The 25,589-nt window shown below is 48.9% G+C and carries 24 protein-coding genes and 1 pseudogene; 15 read left to right on the forward strand and 10 right to left on the reverse strand.

Annotated elements, in window-relative coordinates; translation table 11 throughout:
* Positions 1-145: 145 nt before the first annotated feature.
* Positions 146-619, reverse strand: a complete 474-nt coding sequence (tadA, locus tag ACJHVI_RS05415; RefSeq protein ID WP_483183633.1) for a tRNA adenosine(34) deaminase TadA — start codon at positions 617-619, stop codon at positions 146-148.
* 28 nt (positions 620-647) lie between these two features.
* On the reverse strand, positions 648-1,604 hold the full coding sequence (locus tag ACJHVI_RS05420; protein ID WP_483183634.1) for a hypothetical protein: 957 nt from the start codon (positions 1,602-1,604) through the stop codon (positions 648-650).
* Between the two features lie 168 nt (positions 1,605-1,772).
* On the opposite strand from ACJHVI_RS05420, the gene ggt reads away from it, so the two are divergent.
* The 5 genes from ggt (at position 1,773) to ACJHVI_RS05445 (ending at position 8,235) form a co-directional block, all read left to right on the forward strand.
* Positions 1,773-3,539: a gamma-glutamyltransferase gene (ggt, locus tag ACJHVI_RS05425; RefSeq protein WP_483183635.1), complete on the forward strand. Its 1,767-nt coding sequence runs from the start codon at positions 1,773-1,775 to the stop codon at positions 3,537-3,539.
* Between the two features lie 92 nt (positions 3,540-3,631).
* The gene (locus ACJHVI_RS05430; RefSeq protein WP_483183636.1) at positions 3,632-4,105 is read left to right on the forward strand and encodes a transcriptional repressor; all 474 of its coding nucleotides are present in this window, start codon (positions 3,632-3,634) and stop codon (positions 4,103-4,105) included.
* The gene (locus ACJHVI_RS05435) at positions 4,098-4,805 is read left to right on the forward strand and encodes a YggS family pyridoxal phosphate-dependent enzyme (protein ID WP_483183637.1); all 708 of its coding nucleotides are present in this window, start codon (positions 4,098-4,100) and stop codon (positions 4,803-4,805) included. The genes ACJHVI_RS05430 and ACJHVI_RS05435 overlap by 8 nt, the downstream gene beginning before the upstream one ends.
* Positions 4,806-5,016: 211 nt before the next feature.
* The gene (locus ACJHVI_RS05440) at positions 5,017-5,997 is read left to right on the forward strand and encodes a TAXI family TRAP transporter solute-binding subunit (protein WP_483183638.1); all 981 of its coding nucleotides are present in this window, start codon (positions 5,017-5,019) and stop codon (positions 5,995-5,997) included.
* Between the two features lie 69 nt (positions 5,998-6,066).
* Entirely contained in the window at positions 6,067-8,235 is a 2,169-nt protein-coding gene (locus tag ACJHVI_RS05445; RefSeq protein ID WP_483183639.1) for a TRAP transporter permease, read from the forward strand.
* 162 nt (positions 8,236-8,397) lie between these two features.
* Here ACJHVI_RS05445 and ubiA read toward each other — a convergent pair whose 3' ends face one another.
* A complete protein-coding gene (gene ubiA, locus ACJHVI_RS05450; RefSeq protein WP_483183641.1) occupies positions 8,398-9,255 on the reverse strand; it encodes a 4-hydroxybenzoate octaprenyltransferase in 858 nt (285 codons plus the stop codon).
* 65 nt (positions 9,256-9,320) lie between these two features.
* Between ubiA and ettA the strand changes: the two genes are divergently transcribed.
* The 9 genes from ettA to gorA all read left to right on the forward strand — a co-directional run bounded on the left by ettA (position 9,321) and on the right by gorA (position 18,775).
* A complete protein-coding gene (gene ettA / locus ACJHVI_RS05455) occupies positions 9,321-10,985 on the forward strand; it encodes an energy-dependent translational throttle protein EttA (RefSeq protein WP_483183642.1) in 1,665 nt (554 codons plus the stop codon).
* A 141-nt stretch (positions 10,986-11,126) separates the two neighbouring features.
* Positions 11,127-11,987, forward strand: a complete 861-nt coding sequence (gene rapZ / locus ACJHVI_RS05460) for an RNase adapter RapZ (RefSeq protein ID WP_483183643.1) — start codon at positions 11,127-11,129, stop codon at positions 11,985-11,987.
* 78 nt (positions 11,988-12,065) lie between these two features.
* Entirely contained in the window at positions 12,066-12,809 is a 744-nt protein-coding gene (gene minC, locus ACJHVI_RS05465; RefSeq protein WP_483183644.1) for a septum site-determining protein MinC, read from the forward strand.
* Positions 12,810-12,841: 32 nt separating this feature from the next.
* Positions 12,842-13,657: a septum site-determining protein MinD gene (gene minD, locus ACJHVI_RS05470; protein ID WP_483183645.1), complete on the forward strand. Its 816-nt coding sequence runs from the start codon at positions 12,842-12,844 to the stop codon at positions 13,655-13,657.
* A 3-nt stretch (positions 13,658-13,660) separates the two neighbouring features.
* Complete coding sequence (minE, locus tag ACJHVI_RS05475; protein ID WP_115219133.1) at positions 13,661-13,969, forward strand: cell division topological specificity factor MinE; 309 nt, start codon at positions 13,661-13,663, stop codon at positions 13,967-13,969.
* Positions 13,969-14,361 (forward strand): RNA-binding S4 domain-containing protein, encoded by a 393-nt coding sequence (locus ACJHVI_RS05480; RefSeq protein WP_483183646.1) that lies wholly within the window; start codon positions 13,969-13,971, stop codon positions 14,359-14,361. Before minE ends, ACJHVI_RS05480 begins: the two co-directional genes overlap by 1 nt.
* Positions 14,362-14,882: 521 nt before the next feature.
* The gene (locus ACJHVI_RS05485; protein WP_483183647.1) at positions 14,883-15,776 is read left to right on the forward strand and encodes a transferrin-binding protein-like solute binding protein; all 894 of its coding nucleotides are present in this window, start codon (positions 14,883-14,885) and stop codon (positions 15,774-15,776) included.
* Positions 15,777-15,931: 155 nt separating this feature from the next.
* Complete coding sequence (locus tag ACJHVI_RS05490) at positions 15,932-17,353, forward strand: surface lipoprotein assembly modifier (RefSeq protein ID WP_483183648.1); 1,422 nt, start codon at positions 15,932-15,934, stop codon at positions 17,351-17,353.
* Between the two features lie 72 nt (positions 17,354-17,425).
* Complete coding sequence (gorA, locus tag ACJHVI_RS05495; protein ID WP_483183650.1) at positions 17,426-18,775, forward strand: glutathione-disulfide reductase; 1,350 nt, start codon at positions 17,426-17,428, stop codon at positions 18,773-18,775.
* 189 nt (positions 18,776-18,964) lie between these two features.
* On the opposite strand, the gene ACJHVI_RS05500 is transcribed toward gorA, so the two are convergent.
* The 7 genes and pseudogenes from ACJHVI_RS05500 to pyrE form a co-directional block, all read right to left on the reverse strand.
* On the reverse strand, positions 18,965-19,690 hold the full coding sequence (locus ACJHVI_RS05500) for a TonB-dependent receptor domain-containing protein (protein ID WP_483183660.1): 726 nt from the start codon (positions 19,688-19,690) through the stop codon (positions 18,965-18,967).
* Positions 19,617-20,546, reverse strand: a complete 930-nt coding sequence (locus ACJHVI_RS05505; RefSeq protein ID WP_483183651.1) for a TonB-dependent receptor domain-containing protein — start codon at positions 20,544-20,546, stop codon at positions 19,617-19,619. The genes ACJHVI_RS05500 and ACJHVI_RS05505 overlap by 74 nt, the downstream gene beginning before the upstream one ends.
* Before the next feature lie 382 nt (positions 20,547-20,928).
* Positions 20,929-21,481 (reverse strand): annotated as a pseudogene (locus ACJHVI_RS05510) (TonB-dependent receptor plug domain-containing protein); the annotation flags it as partial.
* Positions 21,482-21,964: 483 nt separating this feature from the next.
* On the reverse strand, positions 21,965-22,318 hold the full coding sequence (locus ACJHVI_RS05515; RefSeq protein WP_483183652.1) for an ABC transporter: 354 nt from the start codon (positions 22,316-22,318) through the stop codon (positions 21,965-21,967).
* Positions 22,319-23,581: a transcription termination factor Rho gene (rho, locus tag ACJHVI_RS05520; protein WP_115219137.1), complete on the reverse strand. Its 1,263-nt coding sequence runs from the start codon at positions 23,579-23,581 to the stop codon at positions 22,319-22,321. It abuts the gene before it with no gap.
* A 65-nt stretch (positions 23,582-23,646) separates the two neighbouring features.
* Complete coding sequence (gene trxA / locus ACJHVI_RS05525) at positions 23,647-23,979, reverse strand: thioredoxin (protein ID WP_483183653.1); 333 nt, start codon at positions 23,977-23,979, stop codon at positions 23,647-23,649.
* Positions 23,980-24,087: 108 nt separating this feature from the next.
* Complete coding sequence (gene pyrE, locus ACJHVI_RS05530; RefSeq protein ID WP_483183661.1) at positions 24,088-24,744, reverse strand: orotate phosphoribosyltransferase; 657 nt, start codon at positions 24,742-24,744, stop codon at positions 24,088-24,090.
* A 24-nt stretch (positions 24,745-24,768) separates the two neighbouring features.
* On the opposite strand from pyrE, the gene ACJHVI_RS05535 reads away from it, so the two are divergent.
* Positions 24,769-25,545: an exodeoxyribonuclease III gene (locus ACJHVI_RS05535; protein WP_483183654.1), complete on the forward strand. Its 777-nt coding sequence runs from the start codon at positions 24,769-24,771 to the stop codon at positions 25,543-25,545.
* Positions 25,546-25,589: the final 44 nt, after the last annotated feature.

The raw sequence follows: 25,589 nt of genomic DNA on the forward strand, positions 1-25,589 counted from the left end.
AAAACCAGTCAGCAAAGCGATTTTTGAGGCTTCAATATCGGCACAAAAGTGCCGAATAATTTTTTTGAGCTGATATGTGCTTAATTTACTGTTGTATCTCATTTTTCTAGTCTAACAGAGTGATTCTGCTAGTCTAGAGCCATGATTATTTGCGTCGCTGACTGAAAAAAGCCTGCATTAAGGCGCGGCTTTCCTCCGCCAATACGCCGCCTTTGACCTCATGCAGATGATGATTCAAGGCCGGCTCGCGGCTAAGATCATAGGCACTGCCGCAGGCGCCGCCTTTCTGATTATAGGCACCAAAAATCAAGGCCGGCAGGCGCGCTTGAATCATTGCGCCCATGCACATAATGCAGGGTTCGACGCTGACATACAGTCTGGCATCTGCCAAACGATAATTGCCGATATGCTGCGCCGCGGCGCGTAACACTAAGATTTCACTGTGCGCACTGGGGTCGCAGTTACTAATCGTACGATTGTAATCGGCGGCAATTATTTCATCATGCATCACAATAACGGCGCCGATCGGCACCTCGCCGGCGGCAAAAGCCAATTCTGCCTGCGCAAGGGCATGGCGCATCCAATACTCGTCTCGCGAAGGGGATAATGCTGACATCATAGAAAAAGCGGCATACGCCGCTCTGTATTTAAAATTGCGCTTCTAAGCGCAGCATCGCGCCTAAATGATGATCGCGATCTTGTTTTTTATCATTGTAATAAGTGATTTCAGGCTGCACAAAGAACCAATTGCGATACACATTCATCCGCAAACCGGCAAAGGGTCCGTAAGTATTGAGCTTAGCGTGATTATCTTCAAAACTGCCGCCGGCATATACGCCGTAGTTAAACCACGTATCTTGCCCTGTCATATGCTTGCGCGACACACTGTTGCCCCAACCCCAGCCTTCTTCGTCGTCACTATGACGATAATCAATATGCAATTGATTGCTTAGAATAATTCCGCTAGCCGGCACATGGCTGAAATCCCAATTGCCGCGCACATAATGTTTGCTCTTCAAACCATAGCGGTAAAACACTTCGCCGAAGGTCTGCCAGTCGTTGTGGTGATACCAAGTTTTATTCATTTTTGCCCGGGCATAAATATCGCCGCCGGAACGAATGCCCACGCCTAAATCGGCATCAAAGCCTTTGTCTTTACTGGGTGCCGACCAATTCAGCCCAAGCGAGGAATTATCGCGGCGGGTTTCATTAAAATTAAAACGGCGACCATCTCTCAAATGCCGCGATTCCGCCATGATGTCATTAGGATTTCTTTGCTCGTATTCCAAGCGTTCATCACCGAACACTACGCTCAGGCGGTTTTCCAAAGCCGGCAAACGCACGCTGCCGCGCACTCGCGGGCGTAAAGAATAGCCGTCATATTCATTCCAACGATTATCCAACATTACGCGCAGTTTTACGCGCGCATCGCCGTCCTCGGCAGGACCGAACCAACTGTTAATCCCGTCGGCAGTATGCTGCAAAGTATCTTGGACTGCAGAATGGCTGCTATCCAGCCAATTGTCATTTGCCGCTTGCCCCCAAACCTGAGCGGCTGCCGCTACCGCCAAACTCAGCCCTAACACACGTACATAAGCCATCATATTTAACATCCTTTTAGGAATAGAAAAATGTGGGCATATACTAAAATTAAGCCCGGATTTATACAAGAAAAAAACCGCTTGCAAAAAAAAAGGCTTTGCCTACACATTAAAAAAACATTAGCATAGCTGCCGCGCAATTGTGCGTGCATAAAGTAAAAGAGGATATCGATGACAGCTATTTTTACCCGTAAAACCACGCTGCTTTCGGCAGCACTGTTGCTGGCTACGCAATCTGCCCTTGTCAGCGCCAGAACTACTGCACAGGTCTTAAAACCCGTTTATAGCGATGCCATTTTCTCTGAAAATGCCATTCATCAGCCTGTATGGGCGGCGAACGGCATGGTGGCTTCGCAGCAAGAGCAGGCTTCGCAAGTCGGTTTGGAAATTTTGCAGCAAGGCGGTAATGCCGTTGATGCGGCGGTGGCGGTCGGCTTTGCCTTGGCGGTTACATTGCCGCGCGCAGGCAATATCGGCGGCGGCGGTTTTATGATGATTTACGATGCCAAAACAGGCGAGACTATCGCGCTGGATTATCGCGAGATGGCGCCTGCCAAGGCGTTCCGCGATATGTATTTGGACGAAGCGGGCAATACGGTGGAAGAAAAATCGCGTTTTCACGGCTTGGCGGTAGGTGTGCCGGGAACGGTTGCGGGATTACTCAAAGCTTTGGAAGAGCATGGCAGCATGAGCCGCGAACAGGTATTGGCGCCGGCGATTAGATTGGCGGCGGACGGCATTATCGTTACGCCGGAATTTTCAAATTCTCTTAATGGCCTGAAAGAACGTTTAGGCAAATGGGAAAGCACGCGCAAAATCTTTTTCCGCGAGGACGGCAATGTTTTGCAACCCGGCGAATTGTTCAAACAGCCTGATTTGGCGCAGTCTTTACGCCTGATTGCGGAAAAAGGCGCGGCAGGTTTTTATGAGGGCGAAACGGCGGAGAAAATCGTGAAAGCGGTGAATGAAGCCGGCGGCTTGATGAGTGTGGAAGATTTTAAAAACTATCAGGCGATTAAACGCGAACCGGTCAAAGGGCAGTATCGCGGCTATGAAATCGTTTCCATGCCGCCGCCGTCTTCCGGAGGTGCGCATATCATTCAAATCCTAAATATCTTGGAAGGCTATGATTTGAAAGCCAGCGGACATAATACCGCGCAGACCATCCACTATATGAGCGAAGCCATGAAACTCGCCTATGCCGACCGCTCGGAATATTTGGGCGATCCCGATTTCGTGAAAGTACCGCTGAAAGGCATCATCAGCAAAGATTATGCCGAAGAATTGCGCGGACAAATCAATCCTGAGAAATCGCGTCCTTCCGCCGAGATTAAACCCGGCAAGCCGCAGCCTTACGAAAGCGACCAAACCACGCATTATTCCGTGGTCGATAAAGACGGCAATGCGGTATCCAATACCTATACCATCAATTTCAGCTATGGCACGGGCTTAGTCGCGGACGGCACGGGCATTTTGCTCAATAATGAAATGGACGATTTTTCCGCCAAACCCGGCGTGCCGAACGGCTACGGTCTCATCGGCGGCGATGCCAATGCGGTGGAGGGCGGCAAACGTCCGCTGTCTTCAATGAGTCCGACCATTGTGCTGAAAGACGGCAAGCCTTATTTGGTTACGGGTACGCCGGGTGGCAGCCGTATCATTACTACCGTGCTGCAAGTCATCGTCAATGTCATCGACCATGAAATGAATATCGCCGAAGCCACGCATGCCCTGCGCATTCACGATCAATGGCTGCCGGATGAAATCCGCGTCGAACATGCCTTGAATAACGACACCATCCGCTTGTTGGAAAGCATGGGGCATAAAGTCGAGCGTCGTGCGGCAATGGGCTCGACTCAATCGATTATGATTACGCCGCAAGGGCTTTACGGCGCATCTGATCCGCGCATTCCGGATGCGGCAACCTTAGGCTATTAACTTCACAAGAAAAAGGCGGTATTTTTACCGCCTTTTTGCCAAGCGGCAAATCTGCTACTATTCTGCTACACCCTTAACCGAGAAGATAACTCATGACTTTACATCTTGCCGATGCTGATCACATCCTTGCCGCCGCCCGCGCGCATTGCGAAAAACGCGGTGCGCGCCTGACCACTATCCGCGAACAGGTGCTGCGTTTGATACTGTCTTATCCCTACGTTGTCAAAGCCTATGATTTATTGAACGAATTGCAGAAATTGCGCGGGAATGCCGCTCCGCCGACTGTCTATCGCGCCTTGGATTTTCTGGTGGAAATGGGCATTTTGCACCGCACGGAATCGCTGAACGGCTTTGTCTTCTGCCCCGATTTCGAGCACGAGCATCAAAGCCTGATTACCAATTGCCACCGCTGCGGCAAAACCACGGAAATCGCCGCCAATCAGGAAATTCATCAATTGATTGATTTTTGTGCCAAACATCAGTTTGCGCTCTCGCATGCGCCGGTAGTGCTGGCAGGGCTGTGTGCCGATTGTCAGCAAGAGGAAGAGGAAGGCGCCGATGTCTAGTCTGATTGCCGCCAAATTAGCCGCCATTCAACAGCAAATTCAGGAAATTGCCGCAGACTGCGACCGCAATCCGCAGAGTATTACGCTGATGCCGGTCAGCAAAACCGTTGCGCCAGAAATAATCCGCGAAGCGATTGCCGCCGGCTATCCGCTTTTGGGCGAGAACAAAGTGCAGGAAATCCAAAGCAAAGCCGCCGCCTTAGCCGATATGCCGCATCAAGTGCATCTCATCGGGCATTTGCAGACGAATAAAGTCAAAGACGTGATTGGATTGGTCAGCTGCGTGCAATCGGTCGATAGTCTCAAACTGGTGGAAAAATTGCAGCAAAGACTGGAATTTGTCGATAGCCGTCTGGATATTCTCATTCAAGTCAATACCTCCGGCGAAGACTCGAAAAGCGGCATCGCTCCCGAACAGGCCTTAGACTTCATCGATGCCGTCCGCGCATTTGAGCGGCTCTCGATTAAAGGGCTGATGACCATCGGCGTCAATACGGACAATGAAGAAGCCGTCCGCGCCTGCTTTCGCCAATTGCGGCAATTGCAAATTGCTGCGCAGGATAAATACGGCGCATACAGCGATTTCGCCGTACTGTCTATGGGCATGAGCGCGGATATGAAAATCGCGATTGAAGAAGGCAGCACTTTGCTGCGTGTCGGCAGCGCCATTTTCGGCGCCAGAGATTACGCCGCATCGTAAAAGATAAACACAAGCTCATTTTCTTTCTCAATAATGGCAAAAAATGAGCATTTTTATTCGGTATCTTCAATAAAAACTACAATTCTGCATTAAACACTCATAAAAACATCATATTCCCTCAATTTCTGCTTGCAGGAATGTCATTTTTGCGTAATACTCTAGTCGCTTGCGCAATTTGCCAAGAATTTGCAAACAATATAGAGGACATCACATGAAAATTTTCAAAACCCTAGCCCTAAGCTTAGCTGTTACCGCCACTGTAAGCGCCCAAGCGGAAATTGACCGCACGGGCTGGCCGAAAAGCTTTACCGTCGGCACCGCCAGCCAAGGCGGCACCTTCTTCGTTTACGGCTCCGGTTGGGCAGGCTTGATTGCCAATGAATTGGGCATAACGGGCGCAGCGGAGGTAACCGGCGGGCCGACGCAAAATCTGGCTTTAGTCCATACCGGCGAAATGGCTTTCGGCTTGACCACCTTAGGTCCGGCGGCAGAAGCGATTAAAGGCGACAGCCCCTTAGCACCGGGTATGCCGATGGATAATGTCTGCGCCATGTTCCCGATGTATGAAACGCCCTTCTCTATCGTTACCCTAGCTTCTTCCGGTATTGACTCGATCAGCAAAATTCCGGCAAATGCCAAAATCGGCTTCGGGCCTGCCGCCTCAACCGCTGATGTGTATTTCCCTGCCATGCTGGAAAAACTCGGGGCAAAATTCGAACGCCGCAACGGTAGCTGGAGCGATTTGTCCGGACAATTGCAAGATGGCATGATTGACATGATCGGCTTTGCTGTCGGCGTGCCCGTGCCGGCGGTTACGCAATTAGAGGTACAGACGAAAATTAATATTCTGACCTTAAGCGACGAAGAGCTGAAAACGATTACGGATAATTTCCCAGTTTCCGCCTTTACCATTCCCGCCGATACTTATAAGACTTTGAACGGAGACGCCAAAGCGGTGTCGATGTGGAATTTTGCCATTGCCGCCTGCGATTTGCCGGAATCATTGGTCTATGAAGCCACGCGTATCACTATGGAAAACAATGAGCGTATGGTCGCCATTCACAACAGTGCCAAAACCTCTATTCCGGAAAACGTATCTAAGAACAACGTATTGCCCTTCCACCCCGGTGCCGCACGTTGGTTTACGGAAAACGGCTATGCCATCAGTCCCGAGCTGATTTATAAGAAATAAATAGCAAAATCATAAACAAGCGGCTTCGGTCGCTTGTTTTTCCTATTAAAACCGTATTGCGAGATTTCCATGACCCACACAGCACACAGCCCGCAACACAGCGGCAGCGAAGCCCCTATCGCCCCCGTATTAGCCACAGACGTCGATGCCGAAGTCATCGAAAGCAACCGCCGCCTTTATCAAGGCTGGCACATAGGATTGATTGCCGCCCTAGGCATTCTCTATGCGGCATTTCATCTGATTGTGCTCAATATTTATCCGATTGAAACTTGGTCATACCGTATTTTGCACATCACGGGTGCTTTAATCCTCGGCTTTATTTTATTCTCTGGCAACCGCTTTGCCGAAAGCGCGGCAGAAGAAAGCCGCAAACTATTCAACCTCCTTGCCGCCGCCCTCTATCTGCCGGTCTTATACGCGCTCGGCAGCACTTTTTGGATGTGGCGTGCCTTTGCCAATGGCGCCAAACGCATCGCGCCGGTGGTTGAAACCTATCATTTCGGCTATCCCTTAGTCTTTGCCACCGCCGCCGCAATCGTCTTGGCTTGGCTGACCCACAAACGCCGCGAAAAAATGCCTTTGGTCGAAGGCGTGCTGATTCTTGCCAGCATTGCCAGCGCCGTCTATCTGCTGCTGATTTACAATTCCAACCTGCGCATGTCCACCGGTACACCCTTTGCGCCGGTCGGCATCGCCTATGCCGCCATTGCCGCCTCATTGCTGATTTTGGAACTCACGCGCCGCGTGGCGGGCAGCGCCTTAGTCATCATTTCCGTGATATTCCTGCTCTATGTCTTCTTAGGCAAATACCTGCCCGGCGTACTCGCCTTCCCCGGCTTATCCGTCCAACGCTTTTTCAGCCAAGTCTATACTGATATCGGCGTACTCGGGCAAACCACCGCCGTTTCCTCGACCTACATCATTTTATTCATTATCTTCGCCGCCTTTTTGCAAGCCTCGAAAGTCGGCGACTATTTCGTTAATTTCGCCTTCTCGATAGCCGGACGCGCCCGCGGCGGACCAGCCAAAGTCGCCATATTCGCCTCGGGACTCATGGGCATGATTAACGGCACTTCCGCCGGCAATGTTGTTTCCACAGGCTCGCTGACCATACCTTTGATGAAACGCGTCGGCTATTCCGCCCGCAGCGCCGGTGCGGTAGAAGCCGCCGCTTCCACCGGCGGACAAATCATGCCGCCGATTATGGGCGCAGGCGCTTTTATTATGGCGGAAATTACCGGCATTCCCTACCGCGACATTGCCATCGCCGCCCTCATTCCTGCCGCGCTGTATTTTCTCTCCATCTATTTCATGATTGATTTGGAAGCGCAGAAAAACGGCATGCGCGGCATGCGTAAAGAAGAAATCCCGCAATTTCAGAAGCTCATCAAACAAGTTTTTCTTTTTGCGCCGATTCTCATCTTAATTTACGCCCTCTTTATGGGCTATTCCGTCATCCGCGCCGGCACGCTCGCCACCCTTGCCGCCGCCGTCGTCAGCTGGTTTACGCCGCACCGCATGGGCATCCGCAGCATTCTTGAAGCCCTGCGACTCTCCGCCACCATGTCGATTCAAATCATTGCCGTTTGCGCCTGCGCAGGTCTGATTGTCGGCGTGATTTCGCTCACAGGCTTAGGCGCGCGCTTTTCCTCTCTGCTCCTCGACTTAGCCGGCGTCAACCAACTGCTTGCCATGTTCTTCGCCATGTGCATATCCATCCTGCTCGGCATGGGCATGCCTACTACCGCCGCCTATGCGGTCGCCGCCTCCGTCGTCGCTCCGGGGCTTATCAATCTCGGCATCTCGCCGCTGGTTGCGCATTTCTTTGTCTTCTATTTTGCCGTGATGTCGGCTATCACGCCGCCGGTTGCTCTTGCCGCCTATGCCGCTGCCGGCATATCCGGCGACAATCCGATGAAAACCTCTGTCGCCGCTTTTAAAATCGGCTTAGCCGCCTTTATCGTGCCCTTCATGTTCTTCTTCAGCCCTGCCATGCTCATGCAAGGCGGCACAATGGAAATCCTCCATGTGGCGCTGACCGCCAGCCTCGGCATGTTCCTGCTATCCGCCGCAGTGCAAGGCTACTACTTCGGGCATTTGGCACAATGGCAACGCGCAATACTGCTTATTGCCGCATTAGTATTGATTTATGGCGGCATCCTCACAGATATGATTGGACTTGTGATTGCTATCGGCCTCTTTCTCTTACAGAAACAGCGAAAAACGCAAGCATCCTAAATCATCACGCAAAAGCAAGCCGATGCAGGGCATCGGCTTGCTAATTTTTATTTCTTATCTCAAGATAATTTTTGCAGAATAATTCTCTAGCAATATAGAAAGTCGAGCAATAAACAATTCTTCGACTATATTCGATTTTTTTGTATCTCTGCAGAACAATATTTAAGGCAAAAATTCAATTATCAAGCCGCCCCAAATCGCCGCACCTACCCAATTATTATGATGAAAGGCGGCAAAGCAGCTTTCGCGATCTAAGCGGCGCGTCATATACAGCTCTTGCGCCAGCAAGGCGGCTGCGGCGAGCAGCCCGAGGTAATAATAAGCGCCGAGTCCGGACAAAATGCCGGCTATCACAAGACATAAAAGCATCGCCGCCGCCATCAGCGCAATAAAACGCCGTTCAAAGCCCTGCGAGAAGATGGCGGAAGAATGCAGATTCAGCGGAATATCGTCATCTCTATCGACAAGGGCGTAGTAAGTGTCATAGACCAATGCCCAAAACACGCTGCCGAGAAACATAAAAAAGCCCGCCGCCGTGATGCGCCCCAAAATCGCGGTATGCGCCAGCAAAATCGCGCTGGCAAACGCTACACCCAAGACCGCCTGCGGGGTGGGCAAAAAGCGTTTGCAAAAAGGGTAAATAATGGCAACCGCCGCGCAGGCAAAGGCAAGCACAAGCGATTGCCAATTCAATTGCAAGACAAAGAGCAAGCTCAAAAACAGCATCAAGGCGGCGGCAGCCAAGGCTTCTTTGACGCTCAATTCGCCGGTGGCAAGGGGACGGCTGTGCGTACGCTTGACTTTGCCGTCAAAACGGCGGTCGGCAAGGTCATTGACAGCACAGCCGGCGCTGCGCATCGTCCATGTGCCGAGCATGATGATGCAAAAAACCGCCGCTGGCGGCTGCCCCCCGCCCGCCAGCCATAATCCCCACAGGCTGCTCCATGCCAACAGCAGGGTGCCGACGGGTTTATCAATACGCATCAGGCGGATATAAGCATTGAATTTGTTCGCGGTCATAGAAGTTTGGTATTTCCTAACAGGTCTTATAGAATACCGCTATCTTTCCTTAATCTCAAAGAGCTATGAGCCAATATGTATTTACAATGAACCGTGTGGGCAAGGTTGTGCCGCCGGGCAAGCATATCTTAAAAGATATTTCCCTTTCTTTTTTCCCTGGTGCCAAAATCGGCATTTTGGGTTTAAACGGCGCAGGTAAATCGACTTTGCTGCGCATCATGGCAGGCGTGGACACCGATATCATCGGCGAAGCACGTCCGCAGCCGAATATTCAAATCGGTTATTTGCCGCAGGAGCCGCAGCTCGACCCCGAAAAAACCGTGCGTGAAATCGTGGAAGAAGCGATGAGCGACATGGCTTCCGTACAAGAAGAATTAAATGCCGTTTACGCCGCCTATGCAGAGCCGGATGCAGACTTCGAAGCATTAGCTGCCAAACAAGCAGAGCTGGAAAACAAACTCTCCGCCGGCGGCGGTCATGACAATGAGCGACGCATGGATATTGCCGCCGATGCTCTGCGTTTGCCGCCTTGGGAGCAAAAAGCCGGTACGCTCTCCGGCGGGGAAAAACGCCGCGTGGCATTATGCCGTCTGTTGCTGTCCAATCCCGACATGCTGCTTTTAGACGAACCGACCAACCATTTGGATGCCGAATCCATCGCTTGGTTGGAGCGTTATTTGCACGACTTCCCCGGCACGGTAGTCGCGGTAACGCATGACCGCTATTTCTTAGACAACGTCGCTGGCTGGATTTTGGAACTCGACCGCGGACAAGGCATTCCTTGGCAGGGCAATTATTCCTCTTGGCTGGAACAGAAAGAAAAACGTCTGGAAATCGAAGAAAAACAAGAATCCGCCCACCGCCGCGCCTTAAAACAAGAATTGGAATGGGTGCGCCAAAATGCCAAAGGCCGCCAAAGCAAGAGCAAGGCGCGTTTGGCACGCTTTGACGAGTTATCCAGCAAAGAATTCCAAAAACGCGCGGAAACACAGGAAATCTATATTCCTGTCGGCGACCGCTTGGGCGACAAAGTGATTATCGCCGATAATCTCGCCAAAGGTTTCGAGCATAAGATTCTCTATGAAAACCTGAGCTTCAATCTGCCGGCGGGCGCGATTTTGGGCATTATCGGCCCCAACGGTGCCGGTAAATCGACCTTATTCAACCTGATTGCCGGTCGCGATATGCCCGATAGCGGCAGCATTGAAATCGGTGAAACAGTCAAACTCGCCTTCGTCGATCAAAGCCGCGATGCGCTGGACGACAAGAAAACCGTGTGGGAAGAAGTCTCCGACGGCTTGGACAATATCATCGTCGGCAACTATACCATTCCCAGCCGCGCCTATATCGGACGCTTCAACTTCAAAGGCGCGGACCAGCAGAAATTCGTCGGCGATTTGTCGGGCGGCGAGCGCAATCGTCTGCATTTGGCGAAACTGCTCAAAAGCGGCGGCAACGTCTTATTGCTCGACGAACCGACCAACGATTTAGACGTAGAAACCCTGCGCGCCTTGGAAGAAGCGATTTTGGCCTTCCCGGGCAGCGCCTTGATTATTTCGCATGACCGCTGGTTCTTAGACCGCGTCGCCACCCATATTCTGGCCTTTGAAGGCGACAGCCATGTGGAATTTTTCTCAGGCTCTTACAGCGATTATGAAGCCGACCGCAAACGCCGCCTAGGCGATGAAGCCGACCAACCGCATCGCATCAAATACAAACGCATTCAGTAAAACTACCCTGCCCGCTCGTGCGGGCTTTTTCATCAAGCCTCCCACGCGATTAAGCAATCGACAGCGGAGGCTTTCGGATAACATCACAACAGTTTAGGACGAGGCTTGATGCGCGTCCCAATGTTGCCACATGGAGGAAAAATGTTAATTGTGACAGGCTTGGCGGGTGCGGGAAAATCCGTTGCCCTCAACACCTTGGAAGATATCGGCTACTATTGCGTGGATAATTTGCCCACTCTGTTATTGGAGCCTTTTCTACGCGATTTTGCTAGCCGGCATCATCAGCCGGTAGCAGTCGCCCTAGATGCGCGCAATCCCCAAGGAATTGTCAATCTTGCCGCGCAACTCAAGCAATTCAAGCGCGATTATCCCCTGCAAATTCTCTTTTTAACCGCAGATAATCAGACCCTTGTCCGCCGCTACAATGAAAGCCGCCGCCCCCACCCTCTGCATACCGGCAATCAGGCAAAAAGCAATGTGCTAACGGCAATCGAAGAAGAAAAACGCCTCTTGGGCGAGCTGAATAATCTGGCGGATATTATCGTCGATACCAGCACCTACAATGCCGCGCAATTGCGCGAAAAAATCATCCGCCTGCTGTCCACGCAGGCGCCGCAATTGATGCTGACCATCCAATCTTTCGGCTTCAAACACGGTATTCCCAGCAATGCGGATTTTATTTTTGACGTGCGATTTTTGCCCAATCCTCATTGGGAAGCCGATATCCGCCCCTTCAGCGGCACGCAGCAGCCTATCATCGACTGGCTCGATGCCCAGCCGCAGCCGCAACAATTCATCGCCAATACCGCCGCCTATTTGCAGAACTGGCTGCCGCAATTCGTGCAAAATCAAAACCGCGCCTATCTCAATATCTGCATCGGCTGCACCGGCGGACAGCATCGCAGCGTCTATGTTGCCGAAGGCATCGGCAAAGCCCTGCAAGCGGATTTTCCCAGTTTGCAAATCGAGCACCGCGATATGCGCGAATATCAGGCGCCCTAGCAGCGGTATTCCTTGAGTAAAGCCCCGCTGCAAGCTATCATGCGCGCATCGAAGCCCTTATGAATTAAAGACAGACCAATGCCCAGTTTAGAATCCAAATCTTACAGCGCAAATATCACCTTAATGTATTTAGACAGCACCGATTTCAGCCGCATTGCTGCCGCTCTTGAAGAAAAGCTCGCGCATGCGCCGCCGGATTTTTTTACCGCCATGCCGATTGTAGCGGATTGCAGCCGCATCAATGAGGGCGAAATGCGTGACTTTGCACAATTGAAACAAGTATTTAACCAACATAAACTCAGTTTAGTCGGCATCAGCGGCACTTCGCTGGAAGAAGCGGAGATTGCCGCGCAAGGACTGGCAAAATTTGAAATCAATGACATTCGCGCAGCGGCAAAGCCTCAGCCCAATGCCGAAAAAAGCCCCAAACCCCAAACTGCTGCCGCTAGCGCCCTTCCCCCGTCTGCTGCGGCAATCGCGCCGCCGCTCGCCGCGCAAAATAAAATCCTGCGCGGCAATGTCCGCTCCGGACAACGGGTGTACGCGCAAGGCGGCGATTTGACCGTCATCGGCACGGTCGGGGCGGGTGCGGAAGTCATCGCCGACGGCAACGTCTATATCTTGGGCAGTCTGCGCGGTCGTGCTTTTGCCGGTGCGCAAGGCAATGACGAAGCCCATATTTTCGCCAATGATTTTGATGCGGAAATCGTCTCGATAGCCGGCAGCTATCAAAACTTCGAGCAATTAGACCCCTATCGCGGCAGTAAAAATTGTCTGGTCACGCTCAATAAAGATGAAACCATGTTGATTGTGTCGCTATAATGCGCCGCTTTACTGAATAAGAGAGAAAAAATATGTCAAAAGTAATCGTTGTTACCTCTGGAAAAGGCGGCGTGGGCAAAACCACCACCAGCGCCAGCATCGCTACCGGACTCGCCTTGAAAGGACATAAAACCGTCGTCATCGATTTTGACGTCGGTCTGCGCAATTTGGACTTGATTATGGGCGTTGAACGCCGCGTAGTCTATGATTTCGTCAACGTCATTCAAAACGAAGCCAATTTAAGCCAAGCCCTGATTAAAGATAAAAGCGTCAGCGATTTATACATCCTTGCCGCCTCGCAAACCCGCGACAAAGATGCCCTGACCTTCGACGGCGTGGCAAAAGTCATCGAAGAACTCAAAAGCATGGGCTTTGAATACATCATCTGCGACAGCCCCGCCGGCATCGAACACGGCGCATTGATGGCGCTCTACTATGCCGACGAAGCCATCATCACCACCAATCCGGAAGTCTCGTCCGTGCGCGATTCCGACCGCATTTTAGGCATATTGCAAAGCAAATCGCGCCGCGGCGAATTGGGCCAGGAACCGGTTAAAGAACATCTGGTCATCACACGCTACAACCCCGAGCGCGTCGAAATCGGCGAAATGCTCTCCGTTGAAGACATCATCGACATTCTGAAAGTCAAACTGCTGGGCGTGATTCCCGAAAGCAAAGCCGTACTCAATGCCTCCAACAGCGGCACGCCGGTTATTCTCGCCAGTGAAGACGCGGCAGGACAAGCCTATTCCGATTTAGTCGAACGTCTTTTAGGTAATGACAAATTGCCGCACCGCTTTTTAGAAGCTCCGAAAAAAGGCTTTTTCTCCAAAATCTTCGGGAGCTAAGGCATGGGATTTTTAGATATTTTCAAAAAGCAAAGCAATACCGCGCAAATTGCGAAGGAACGCTTGCAAATCATCGTGGCGCATCAACGCGACGGACGCATTTCCGCCCCTAACGAGCAGCCGCTGTTCATGGAAGAAATGAAGCGCGAAATCTTGGAAGTGGTGCGCAAATACATTCACATCGAGCCGCAAGATATTGAAACCAATATCGAACGCGACGGCGAAGCGGAAGCGCTGGTGCTGAACATCAACCTGCCCGACAAGCAGCAGCAAAAACGCGGCAATGACAGCCCTGCCGCGCAAGAATCTTAATGCAGGAAAGCCCGCATTGCCGCATCGACCAATGGCTCGTTGCGGCACGCTTTTTCAAAACCCGCCAATTAGCTGTCAGCGCGATTAAAAACGGACGCATCTTAGTCGCAGGTACGCGCTGCAAACCCGCGCGCCTGCTACAAATCGGCGACATCATCGACATTCACAAATCCCCGACGCAGGAATATACCGTGCGCGTACTGGCATTGGAAACGCGCCGCCCTGCTGCCAAAATCGCCGCCACTTTCTATGAAGAAAGCGCCGAAAGCCAAGCAAGACGCGAAAAACTCGCCGCATTGCAGCAACAGGCACGCGCTTTAGTCGAATACCCGCAGCAAAGACCGGATAAACGCGAACGCCGCCAATTGCGCGACATACATCGCCAATCTTAGTTGCCTATTCAACTTTATTTCTAAGTATTATATTATTTTTATATTATAATCAATAATTTACCCCTGTAATATTGGCTCACATCACTGTAATTTCTGTGCCGTCTGCAACTCGCCGCCCTGTATAGTCAAAGAAATGAAAAAGTGGCACAGCAATGCTGCTAAGAGGTAGCGCAGAGAGTACGGCGAGATGTGTTTAAACTGTGACTCTTTTTGAATTCCTTAACTATACTACTTTTCCACTTCTCCGACGATAAGGGATAAAAATGTCAACTTTTCAGACAAAATGCCCTGTACTTTTAGCCTAAAATACAAGAAGAGACCTTCATCCCATTATTTATCTGGATGAAACTAGCCTTAAGCTATATCTAAAAGCCAAATGTGGATACAGTTTACAAAGGCCACATCAAGAATATAGATATATTTGAAAGGTAGCTGTAAAAATGTGTTGAATATGGAAACTTTACAAAAGTCTAGAAGGTCTCAATTTCAAAGCCTATTTTTAATTCTATGGAGACATTATCATGCAGACAAAAGCACTTTTACTTTTAGTCTTATCAATAACTTTAGCCGCTTGTGGTAGTAGCAGTAATAAAAGCAACTTAACAGATTCAAATATTTCAGGCTCAACCGGTAACACTGGCGGTAACACTGGCGGTAACACTGGCGGTAACACTGGCGGTAACACTGGTGGCAACACTGGTGGCAACACTGGTGGCAACACTGGTGGCAACACTGGTGGTAACACTGGTGGCAACACTGGCGGTAACACTGGTGGCAACACTGGTGGCAACACTGGTGGCAACACTGGTGGCAGCACTGGTGGCAATACTGGTGGCAATACTGCTAAAAACGAAGGTCTGTTATTGCCAGCAGATTCTTCCTCTCCTCGTATATTAACAAGTAATACGCGTACAAGTATTTCTGTTGATGGACATACTATTTCTCTAGTTCCAACAGCTAAATATGCTGTAAATTTCCCACAATCTTATTCTTCTTTCGGCAAAGTTGAGTTATCAGAAATCCCTTACCTTTACAGTTTTGGCGAAATTACCAAATTATCGGATATGCCAACATCAGGTATAGCGACATATAACGGTGAATCTTTTGAAGTAGGACATAATTCAGCTACTGATAAGGGCTATGAACGACAAGGAACCTTCACAGCACAAGTAGATTTTGCTAATAAATTGATTGATGGAACAATTAGAAGTGGAGATTATGTACGTTCATTTCCAGCTAAAATTGAAGGCTCTAGCTTTACTGGCGTAGTTGGCATAGGCTATGACCTCGAAAATGTAGAAGGTAGATTCTATGGTCCGCAAGCATCAGAAATTGGCGGTGTTTATCATGGTCAAAATAGAGAGTTTGAGTTTATGGGCTCATTCGGTGGCACAAGAGGTGACATAAGAAAGTAACAAGTACCTTTTATCATTAAAGAAAGCGGATAAATCCGCTTTCTTTTTGTTTGGTATTTTTGAATTATACATGACAAATTAATTTATTCTTCATCAAAATCAATAAATTGAAGAATCTCACAAATATGTGTCTATATTTACCGCCAAGAGGTTTTATGTTTTTTCTAAGAATCTTTTCTCAAGCACTGATACTTACTACAGTTTTTTTATCTACTTCCATATATTCACAATCTGTTGAACCTCTTTCCCCCGATGAACGGCCAACTTTTCATCTCTCAAAAAATACGCTTGAATTATTGCAAGAGACAGAAGAGAAACAATCAACTGTAATACAGGAACAAAATATGACTTCTCAAGAATTGCTTGCCCAACCTGTATTGCTTACTCAAGCATTAAATTCCGCTATCACTTTACAAGATGAGTCTGCTTTGATATTGCTCCTGCCATTATATGCACAGCTTCCGGAAAAAGACAAAATGCTTTATAAGTATGGACAGGCAATGCTATTTTTTTTACAAGAAAATCCTAAAGAAGCGGTTCAATTATACGAAGAAATTTTAACCTCTTATCCTAATTCTTCCCCCGTTCGCTTTCAACTGGCTTTATCTCTTTTAGCAGACAAGAAATTAGCTGCTGCTAATGAGCAATTTACACAATTAAATAATGAAGAATTACCGCCAGAAATACGGAAAACAATAGAAAACCTGCAAGCAGGCATTGCTAAGCAGCTAGAGTGGCAATTCAACTTTCATGCACATGGTTTGATGGAGCGTAATATCAATGGTAGTCCTGTAAAACAGCAAGTCGGTGCTTGGAAATTCGCACCGCCTGAAAAAGCTTATGGATTAGCTTATGGCTTATCGGCAGATAAACTCTGGTCACTAGATGGGCATTGGTATTTAGCCGTTTCTGCTTTCGCAAATGGTAAAACTTTTTGGCAAAAACATGAATACGATGATTTATTACTACGTAGCAGCATAGGTCTAATGTGGAAAAACAGCAAAAATGAATGGGGTATACTCCCTTTTCATGAGCGGAGATTTTATGGCAACGACAGCTATTCCTATAGTAATGGTTTACGCCTACAAGGGAATTGGCAAATTAACGAACATTGGAAATGGTTCGGTAATTATGAAATTGCCGATAACCGTTTTTTTACGCGTAAACATTTAGATGGCATTAGCCAGCGCTTAGGAAATACCTTATTATATCGTCCAGATATAAAACAATACTTTACCTTTGGTATAGACTTAGGTAAGGAGGCCGCTAAAGATAGAAGTAATGCTTATGACTATTATGGACTACGTTTAGGCTGGGGAAAAGAATGGCAGCAAGGTATTTCAAGCATGATACAAATACATGCTTTAAAAAAAGACTATGCAGAAAAAGACTTTGTTCAAATTCAGCGTCAAGATGAGCGTTACGGATTAAATCTCAGTCTATGGAAACGTGATTGGCATTGGCAAAACTTTACCCCGCGCCTAACTTATCAATGGAAACGGCAGCGCAGCAATCATTTTGCTTATGATCAAGCAGCTGAGCAGAATATATTTATTGAAATTGGCAAGGATTTTTAACCAGATAACATTATGATTAATCAGTTTCCACGCTTAAATTAGCTATAATGCATTCTTTTTTAGGAGCGCATAATGACAGCAGAAACTTTTGATTTAATTTGTATTGGCGGCGGCAGCGGCGGCGTGGCGACGGCAAGACGTGCGGCGGAGTATGGGGCGAAAGTCGCTCTGATTGAAAAAGCGCGCGTCGGCGGTACTTGCGTGAATGTGGGCTGCGTGCCTAAAAAACTCTTTTGGTATGCCGCCAATACTGCCGAGGCTTTGCATAATGCGCCGCTCTTCGGCTTTGCCAAACCCGAATCCGTCGCTTTTGATTGGGCGAGCTTTAAAAAGGAACGCGATGCCTATATTGCGCGCTTAAACGGTATTTATGAGAAAAATCTCGAAAAATCAGGTGTGAGCTTAATTCGCGGCGCAGCGAAATTCATCGATAAAGAAACGGTGGAAGTCGAGGGCAAACGCTATCAGGCCAAACATATTCTTATCGCGGTTGGCGGCGCGCCGAGTATTCCCGAGATTGCTCAAGCGCAATTGGGCATTACTTCCGATGATTTTTTTGCTTTGGAGCAGCAGCCGCAGCATATGCTGATAATTGGCGGCGGCTATATTGCCTGCGAGATTGCAGGCGTGATGCAGGCATTGGGTAGTCAGGCGGAGATTGTGATTCGCGGCAAGCACTTGCTGCGTCAATTGGATGAAGACATCAGCGGCACACTTGCCGATGCTATGCAGGAACAAGGGATTAAAATTCATCGCGAAGCCAATGTAAAAGCGATTGAAAAACAAGGCGGACAACTTGAAGTGCAATTGGATAACGGCGAAAACATCCTAACCGATTGTCTGCTTTGGGCGACCGGCCGCCGCCCTGCGACGGATGCGCTGAATCTTGCCGCCGCCGGCATTGCCGTGCAAAACAACGGCGTGATTGAAGTCGATGATTATCAAAACACCAATGTGGAGGGTATTTATGCGATTGGCGATGTGGTCGACAAAATCGATTTGACGCCGGTGGCGATTGCCGCCGGTCGCCGCCTTGCCGCACGTCTTTTCAAAGGCGACAGCCAAGCCAAATTGGATTATGAGAATGTGCCGAGCGTGATGTTTACCCATCCGCCGATTGGCACGGTGGGGTTGGGAGAGCGTGAAGCGCGGGCGCAATACGGTGATACGCTTAAGGTCTATAAAGCGCAGTTCACGCCGATGGCGCGCACTTTCGCCGCCCACAAGCCCAAAACGCTGATGAAATTAATCTGCCAAGGCGAGCAGGAAAAAATCGTCGGCATTCAGATGATTGGCGACGGCGTGGACGAAATGCTGCAAGGCTTTGCGGTAGCGGTCAAAATGGGAGCTTGCAAAGTCGATTTTGACGATACGGTCGCTATTCATCCGACCAGCGCGGAAGAATTGGTGACGCTGCGCTAAAAAACGCTAATTGAGAAATTTTCCCAAATCATCAAGCGGCAAGTACGGAGCAATTCTGTATTTGATAGTCGGAGAAGTGAAAAAGTAGTACAAGGCAGCAAACCGCTGACAGTACAATAGTTTATGGAAAGGCGAGCCAAATCCCTAATACTTTTTCAATTCCTAGACTATAGCGCTTGATGATGCTTCTTAAAAACGGTATTCAAAAGACAAGGCGAAATTGCGACCGGGCGCATAATAGCGCTGCAAGCCTATGCCTGCGGAATCCACGCTGTTCGTCGTGCTATAGGCATTGATGCCTCGCAGTGCGTCCCAAGTATGGTAGCGGCGGTCAAAAATATTATAAATGCCGGCGCGTACAGTCAGCTCGTCTATCGGGCGGTAATAGCCGAACACATCCAGCAAAGTCGCGCTATTGCTCAAATAGGGATAGCTTTTGATGCTTTGGCTTAATTGGCGACCATTGCTTTCGGTCGTTAAGGTTTTTGCTTCGCTCGCTTTTTTGCCGTCAATATAGCTGAGGCGCGAGAAAACGCCCCAGCGCCCGTCGGGCTGCTCATAATCCAAGCCGATTACCGCTTTAAAAGGCTGCACGGAAAGCATATCCGTGCCGTTACCCACTTTACCGCGCGAATACGCCGCCAAAACGGAAGCCTTAAAGCCATCGGGAATCCGCTCATTGAGCGCATGAAGATTCACATGTCCGCCGATTTCAATGCCGCTGATGCCGGCATTATCGACATTGACCATTTGCTGCACGGGGGTTTGATAGATGCGTTGGCAGCCGTACCAGTAGCATGAAGCATAGTCGGGATTTTCTTTTTCGATAATGCTTCCCCGCTCATAGAGGAAATTGCGGTAGCGGCTGTGGTAGACATCGATATCCAGCGCGCCCAGCTGATTTTCGCCATGTATGTTGAAGACATGATTGCTGCTGCGCTCCCCTTTTAAGGCAGGATTGGATTTCCCATGAGCCGTAAGCATTGGTGTAGGTAAAATACATTTCCGAGGCGGTCGGCACGCGGTGCGCCGTACTAAATTGATACGCCAGCCGCCAATCCTCATTTACCTGCATCTGCAAACCCAGTTCGCCGTTCCAATTGGCAAAGGAATTAGCGGCTAATTTGCCCTCTTCCATGCAAGGCTTACTGCAAGGCACATTCAGCTCGCGCGGACTGAGTTTTTCATAATCATAGCGAATGCCCAATCTTGCAGACCAAACCTCATTTAAATGGATATGGTCTTTCAGGAAAAAGCCGTATTGCATTGTGCGCACAGGGTATTGAATGGTATAGGTATTGCGGCTTTCCCAAGACTCGCCCACGCCAATAGTATCGGTATTGATGTTTTTAAAATCGCGTCGGGCGGCAAAAAGCCCGAATGAGAGGTTATGTTCGCCGACAGCGCTAGGCAATGTTTGGCTTTCGCCGCTTAAACGCAAACGCCAATGTTCGGTTTGCATGCGGCGGTTAAAAATTTCGTCCAAACGTTTCTCATCGCTTTGCCAATCGCGCCCACCTTTATGATTGACAGCGGCTAAATCCGTTTGCTGATAATCAATGTCGCCGCGCAAGGTCGCCAAATAATCTGCATACGGCAGCCATTCATAATAAAGATTGGCATTAAGGCGCTTGCCCTCATCATCGGCTTCGCGCCAAGCGCTGGGATAGAGATTATAAGAACGTTCATCGGTAAAACGATGGCTGTCTTGCCCGTTAAGGGCAAACCCTAGGCGATGCTCGGGATTGATTTGCCAATTGAATTTCGCCAAATAGCTGTGATTGCGATGTTTGGAAGGATCGGGACTGGTTTGCGAATTACCATAATGGTTGTCCCCAGGTATCTTATAGTCAAAGAAATGAAAAAGTAGTACAGTAATGCTGCTAACAGGTAGCGCAGAGAGTACGGCGAGATGTGTTTAAATTGTAACTCTTTTTGAATTCTTTGACTATAGTATCGCCCTCGCTTTTCATTTCATGCCCACGCCGCTGCGAGTAAAGCAGCAGTGCATCTATTTTGCATCGGTCTGCCAAGCAAAGCCCAGCGTATAGTAAAAGAAATGAAAAAGTGGTACAGCAATGCTGCTAACAGGTAGCGCAGAGAGTATGGCGAGATGTGTTCAAATTGTAACTCTTTTTGAATTCTTCGACTATATTGTGCCATTCGCGGTTTTTATCGGCATAGCCGCTACGCAGAATGCCGCCGAATGCGCCCTCATCGATAATATCCGCCGCATTGAGGGTGCGGTAATTCACGCTGCCGCCTAAAGCACCGCTGCCGTTATTGAGACTATCCGCCCCTTTTACCGTTTCAATCCCGCGCACCAATTCTGAATCAATCCTTAAGCGCGAATTATTAAAATTGCCGTATCGGTTATAGAGAGAATTTTCTTCCGAATCCGGCAAATTCACGCCCGTCAATACTGATGCCGACGCGATTGCCTTCCACGCCGCGCATCGCAAATCCCTTCAAATGCCGTCCGTTATCGGCAATCCCGACATCGGCGCTATAGCGCAGCAAATCGCGGGTATTGTTAATCATCTCGCGACTGATATCCTCGCGACCGCGATATTCTTGCGCAATTTTTTCTTGCTCTGCCGATACGAGAACCGTACGCAGCTGAATCTCTTGCGCTTCTTGGGCATAGACGGAAGAAACGGCAGCGGCTAATGCCGCGCTTAATAAAGGCAAGGCTTTTGGAAACATGATTAAGTCCTTATAAAAAGGCAAAAACAGAAAAAAATGACAATATAAATGAAAAAATTATAATGAAACCGTTTCTCAAAATCAAAATCATCTATACCAAAAATGTTAAGCCTCTGAAATACAATATTCTCAATTGCCGAAAGCTATAGTCGCTTAAAATAGAAATAAGACAAGGCGACAGCGACCACCGTGTACACCTAGTATAGTCAAGGAATTCAAAAAGAGTTACAGTTTAAACACATCTCGCCGTACTCTCTGCGCTACCTGTTAGCAGCATTACTGTACCACTTTTTCATTTCTTTGACTATACATAAGGAACTGGCAACGCTGTATGATTCTTGGGGCTAAGATAGATTAGCCCCAAAATATAGTTTCTTCAGATTAAAATGAGACAATAAAAATTTTCAACATATTGAAAAATATTTCAATATGTTGTGTTGAGGCGTATCATTTTAATCTGAAGAGACTATAAAAATAAGGGTTTCAGCCCCTATTTTTTTTGCGCAGTCGTTTGCGGTAATTATGCAAAATGGTGCCGATTTCCAATAGGGCGGCGCCCAAGCAGAACCATGCGCCCCACCACGGGCTGTACCATAGCCAAATAATGCCGCCGAAAAACAAATACACCGGCGCCATTAAGGCTAAGGCTTGATAGGCGCGCAAATCGCGCTTAATAGCACGGGGCGTAAATAATAAGAGCGGCAATAAGGTCATTGCCGCACCTAAAGCGCGTTGAAAGACAGTGCCGTTGCTGCAATACGCCGCCAAAGCAAAACCGCCTAGCAGGATTGCTAAGGCGGTAAGGGTTAAGACATAGCCGATGCCTTGTCGCTTCACTTATTTGCCGTTTTTCATAGAATCGAAGAATTCTTTGTTGGTTTTGGTATTTTTCATGCGTTCCAATAAGAATTCAATCGCTTGCAGCTCATCCATCGGATGCAGAATTTTGCGCAAAATCCAAATTTTCTGCAAGATGTCGGGGTCAATCATCAATTCTTCGCGGCGCGTGCCCGATGGGTTGATGTCAATCGCCGGGAAGATGCGTTTTTCCGCAATGCGACGGCTGAGATGGATTTCCATATTGCCGGTGCCTTTGAATTCTTCATAGATGACTTCGTCCATTTTGGAGCCAGTATCAATCAAGGCGGTAGCGATAATGGTCAGCGAGCCAGCTTCTTCGGTATTGCGCGCCGCGCCGAAGAAACGTTTGGGACGTTGCAGGGCATTGGCATCCACGCCGCCGGTCAGAATTTTGCCTGAAGCGGGCGCGACGGTGTTATAGGCGCGGGCAAGGCGTGTAATGGAGTCGCAGAGAATCACGACGTCGTGTTTATGCTCGACCAGTCGTTTGGCTTTTTCGATTACCATTTCCGCCACTTGCACATGGCGCTGCGCCGGTTCGTCAAAGGTTGAGGAAACGACTTCGCCTTTAACGCTGCGTTCCATTTCGGTAACTTCTTCGGGGCGTTCGTCAATCAGCAAAACAATCAGATAGACTTCCGGATGATTGATGTTGATGGATTGCGCAATATTTTGCAGCATCACGGTTTTACCCGCCTTGGGTGGCGAAACGATGAGTCCGCGCTGTCCTTTGCCGATCGGGGCAATCATGTCAATCATGCGCGCGGTAATGTCTTCGCTGCTGCCGTTGCCCAATTCCAAGCGCAATTGTTCTTCGGCATGCAGGGGCGTGAGGTTTTCAAATAAGATTTTATGTTTTGCCGCCGAACGCGGATCGAAATTGATGGTATCAATCTTGGTCAGGGCAAAATAGCGTTCATTATCTTTAGGAGGGCGCAATTTGCCGGTGACGGTGTCGCCGGTGCGCAAATTGCAGCGGCGGATAATACTGGGCGAGACGTATAAATCATCGGCGCCTGCCTGATAGGAATTGATGGCGGAACGCAGAAAGCCGTAACCGTCGGGCAGCAGTTCTAATACACCGTCGCCTTCAATTTCTTCGCCGTTTTTGGCTTGTTCTTTTAAGATAGCAAAAATAAGGTCTTGCTTACGTTTGCGTGCGATGTCCTCAAGTCCGATTTGTTCCGCAAGCTCTAAAATGACCTGCGGCGATTTTTTCTTTAAATCGCTTAAATTCATAGAGTGTAATTGTGTTATTTAGAGAATAAAAGGTTTGCCTGCGCTGACGGCAGGCAAGAGATAAATTAGCCTAAATGCGGCTGCACGAATTCTACTAACTCGCTTTTGCCTCGCGGAGACAAGCCGATATGGGTATCTACTAATTGTCCGTTTTTAAATAGCAGCAAAGTCGGGATAGAACGGATGCCATATTGCACGGAAATCTCATTATTATCGTCAACATTAATCTTGGCAATTGCCAATTTGCCGGCGTATTCCTGTGCCATTTCTTCTAGAATCGGCGCAACTGCGCGGCAAGGTCCGCACCAAGGCGCCCAAAAATCGACTAATACCGGCACGTCTGATTCTAAGACTTGCGCCTTAAAATCAGCCTCATTGACCTCAATAGGTTTCGACATAAATTTCTCCGATGGATTCCGCCGAGGCGGATAAAAAAGATAGCGGCAAGCGCATAAAAGAAAGTCGCGTGAGTATATGCTGCTTTGGGCGAAATAGCAAGTAAGCGCTTAAGCGCCATAGGCTTGCCGGTAAGCCTCTAAATCCGCCAAGCAGGAGCGGTATTCTTCCTTATCCTGCACGAAACGGAGCAAATCGCTCAAGCCGACGATGGCACGCGTATGCAGATTCTGTTCTTGCCGAATATGTTCCAAAGCCGATAAATCGCTGTCGCCGATTTTTTCCTGTCTGTCCAAAGCGACCACCAAACCTATGGGTTCTGCGCCCTGCGCTGTTAAGAGCTGCAAGGAAGCGCGCACCGCCGTACCGGCGGTCAGCACGTCATCAAGAATCAATACTTTTTTCCCGCGTACATCACTGCCCACCAACATACCGCCTTCACCATGCGCTTTTTCTTCTTTGCGATTAAAAGCCCAAGGCAGATTAATGCCTTCCTGAACAGATAAGACCGTCGCCACCGCCACCACTAAGAGAATGCCTTTATATGCCGGCCCGAAGAGCAAATCCACCTTTAGTCCTTCTGATAAGATTTGCTTAATCACGGCGGCATAGGCCTGCGCCATTACCGCCAATGATTGTCCGTCGGCAAAAGCGCCCGCATTGAAAAAATACGGGCTTTTGCGTCCGGATTTCAAGGTAAATTCGCCGAATTTCAGCGCATTGACCGCAAGCGCGGTTTCCAAGAAACGATTTTGATATACTGCCAACATTTTTCGCAACCTCTATAGACTATGTTTAAAATCATTACCCTTAATGCCAACGGCATTCGCGCAGCAGAGAAAAAAGGCTTTTTCCAATGGCTTGAGCAGCAAAATGCCGATGCCGTCTGCATACAAGAAACCAAAGCGCAGCAAAGCCAATTGGAAGGCAATCCCGTCTTTTTTCCCTTTGACTATAACTACTATCATAATGCCGAGAAAAAGGGTTACAGCGGCACCGCATTGTATCTGAAACACAAGCCCGATGAAGTAAAAACCGGTATCGGCTGGGAAGAAGTGGATTGCGAAGGACGCTATTTGGAAGCCCGCTACGGCGATTTACACATTATTTCCCTGTATATGCATTCCGGCACTTCCAGCGAAGAGCGCCAAGCGAAAAAAGATGCTTTCATGATCAAATTCCGTCCCTATTTGGATGATTTGGCGGCGGATAATCATCGCGTGATTCTCTGCGGCGACATCAATATCGCGCATATGGAACGCGATATCCGCAACTGGAAAGGCAATTTGAAAAACAGCGGCTTTTTGCCGCATGAACGCCAATGGCTGACAGATCTCTTCGCTCTGAACTACAAAGACGCTTTCCGCCTGATTAACCAAGAAGAATTGCAATATACTTGGTGGAGCCAGCGCAGCCGCGCACGCGAGAAAAACGTCGGTTGGCGGATTGATTATCACATTATTACCAATAATCTCGCCGATCAGGTCATTGATGCCGAAATTTATACCGGAGAAGTTTTTTCCGACCATGCCCCGGTCGTGATTACTTATCAGGATTTGCTGAAATAAAAACGCGGTCAACTCATTGACCGCTTAAAAACGAATACTCTTTA

It is taken from the genome of Suttonella sp. (genome assembly GCF_056855035.1).

What these genes read in the sequence shown, in the direction of transcription:
- ACJHVI_RS05440 (WP_483183638.1), top strand. Translation starts at nt 5,017, where the DNA reads ATGAAAATTTTCAAAACCCTAGCCCTAAGCTTAGCTGTTACCGCCACT.
- ACJHVI_RS05535 (WP_483183654.1), top strand. Translation starts at nt 24,769, where the DNA reads ATGTTTAAAATCATTACCCTTAATGCCAACGGCATTCGCGCAGCAGAG.
- ACJHVI_RS05420 (WP_483183634.1), bottom strand. Translation starts at nt 1,604, where the DNA reads ATGATGGCTTATGTACGTGTGTTAGGGCTGAGTTTGGCGGTAGCGGCA.
- ACJHVI_RS05430 (WP_483183636.1), top strand. Translation starts at nt 3,632, where the DNA reads ATGACTTTACATCTTGCCGATGCTGATCACATCCTTGCCGCCGCCCGC.
- ACJHVI_RS05480 (WP_483183646.1), top strand. Translation starts at nt 13,969, where the DNA reads ATGCAGGAAAGCCCGCATTGCCGCATCGACCAATGGCTCGTTGCGGCA.
- ACJHVI_RS05435 (WP_483183637.1), top strand. Translation starts at nt 4,098, where the DNA reads ATGTCTAGTCTGATTGCCGCCAAATTAGCCGCCATTCAACAGCAAATT.
- minC (WP_483183644.1), top strand. Translation starts at nt 12,066, where the DNA reads ATGCCCAGTTTAGAATCCAAATCTTACAGCGCAAATATCACCTTAATG.
- rapZ (WP_483183643.1), top strand. Translation starts at nt 11,127, where the DNA reads ATGTTAATTGTGACAGGCTTGGCGGGTGCGGGAAAATCCGTTGCCCTC.
- minE (WP_115219133.1), top strand. Translation starts at nt 13,661, where the DNA reads ATGGGATTTTTAGATATTTTCAAAAAGCAAAGCAATACCGCGCAAATT.
- minD (WP_483183645.1), top strand. Translation starts at nt 12,842, where the DNA reads ATGTCAAAAGTAATCGTTGTTACCTCTGGAAAAGGCGGCGTGGGCAAA.
- ggt (WP_483183635.1), top strand. Translation starts at nt 1,773, where the DNA reads ATGACAGCTATTTTTACCCGTAAAACCACGCTGCTTTCGGCAGCACTG.
- rho (WP_115219137.1), bottom strand. Translation starts at nt 23,581, where the DNA reads ATGAATTTAAGCGATTTAAAGAAAAAATCGCCGCAGGTCATTTTAGAG.
- tadA (WP_483183633.1), bottom strand. Translation starts at nt 619, where the DNA reads ATGATGTCAGCATTATCCCCTTCGCGAGACGAGTATTGGATGCGCCAT.
- ACJHVI_RS05445 (WP_483183639.1), top strand. Translation starts at nt 6,067, where the DNA reads ATGACCCACACAGCACACAGCCCGCAACACAGCGGCAGCGAAGCCCCT.
- ettA (WP_483183642.1), top strand. Translation starts at nt 9,321, where the DNA reads ATGAGCCAATATGTATTTACAATGAACCGTGTGGGCAAGGTTGTGCCG.
- ubiA (WP_483183641.1), bottom strand. Translation starts at nt 9,255, where the DNA reads ATGACCGCGAACAAATTCAATGCTTATATCCGCCTGATGCGTATTGAT.
- trxA (WP_483183653.1), bottom strand. Translation starts at nt 23,979, where the DNA reads ATGTCGAAACCTATTGAGGTCAATGAGGCTGATTTTAAGGCGCAAGTC.
- ACJHVI_RS05485 (WP_483183647.1), top strand. Translation starts at nt 14,883, where the DNA reads ATGCAGACAAAAGCACTTTTACTTTTAGTCTTATCAATAACTTTAGCC.
- gorA (WP_483183650.1), top strand. Translation starts at nt 17,426, where the DNA reads ATGACAGCAGAAACTTTTGATTTAATTTGTATTGGCGGCGGCAGCGGC.
- ACJHVI_RS05490 (WP_483183648.1), top strand. Translation starts at nt 15,932, where the DNA reads ATGTTTTTTCTAAGAATCTTTTCTCAAGCACTGATACTTACTACAGTT.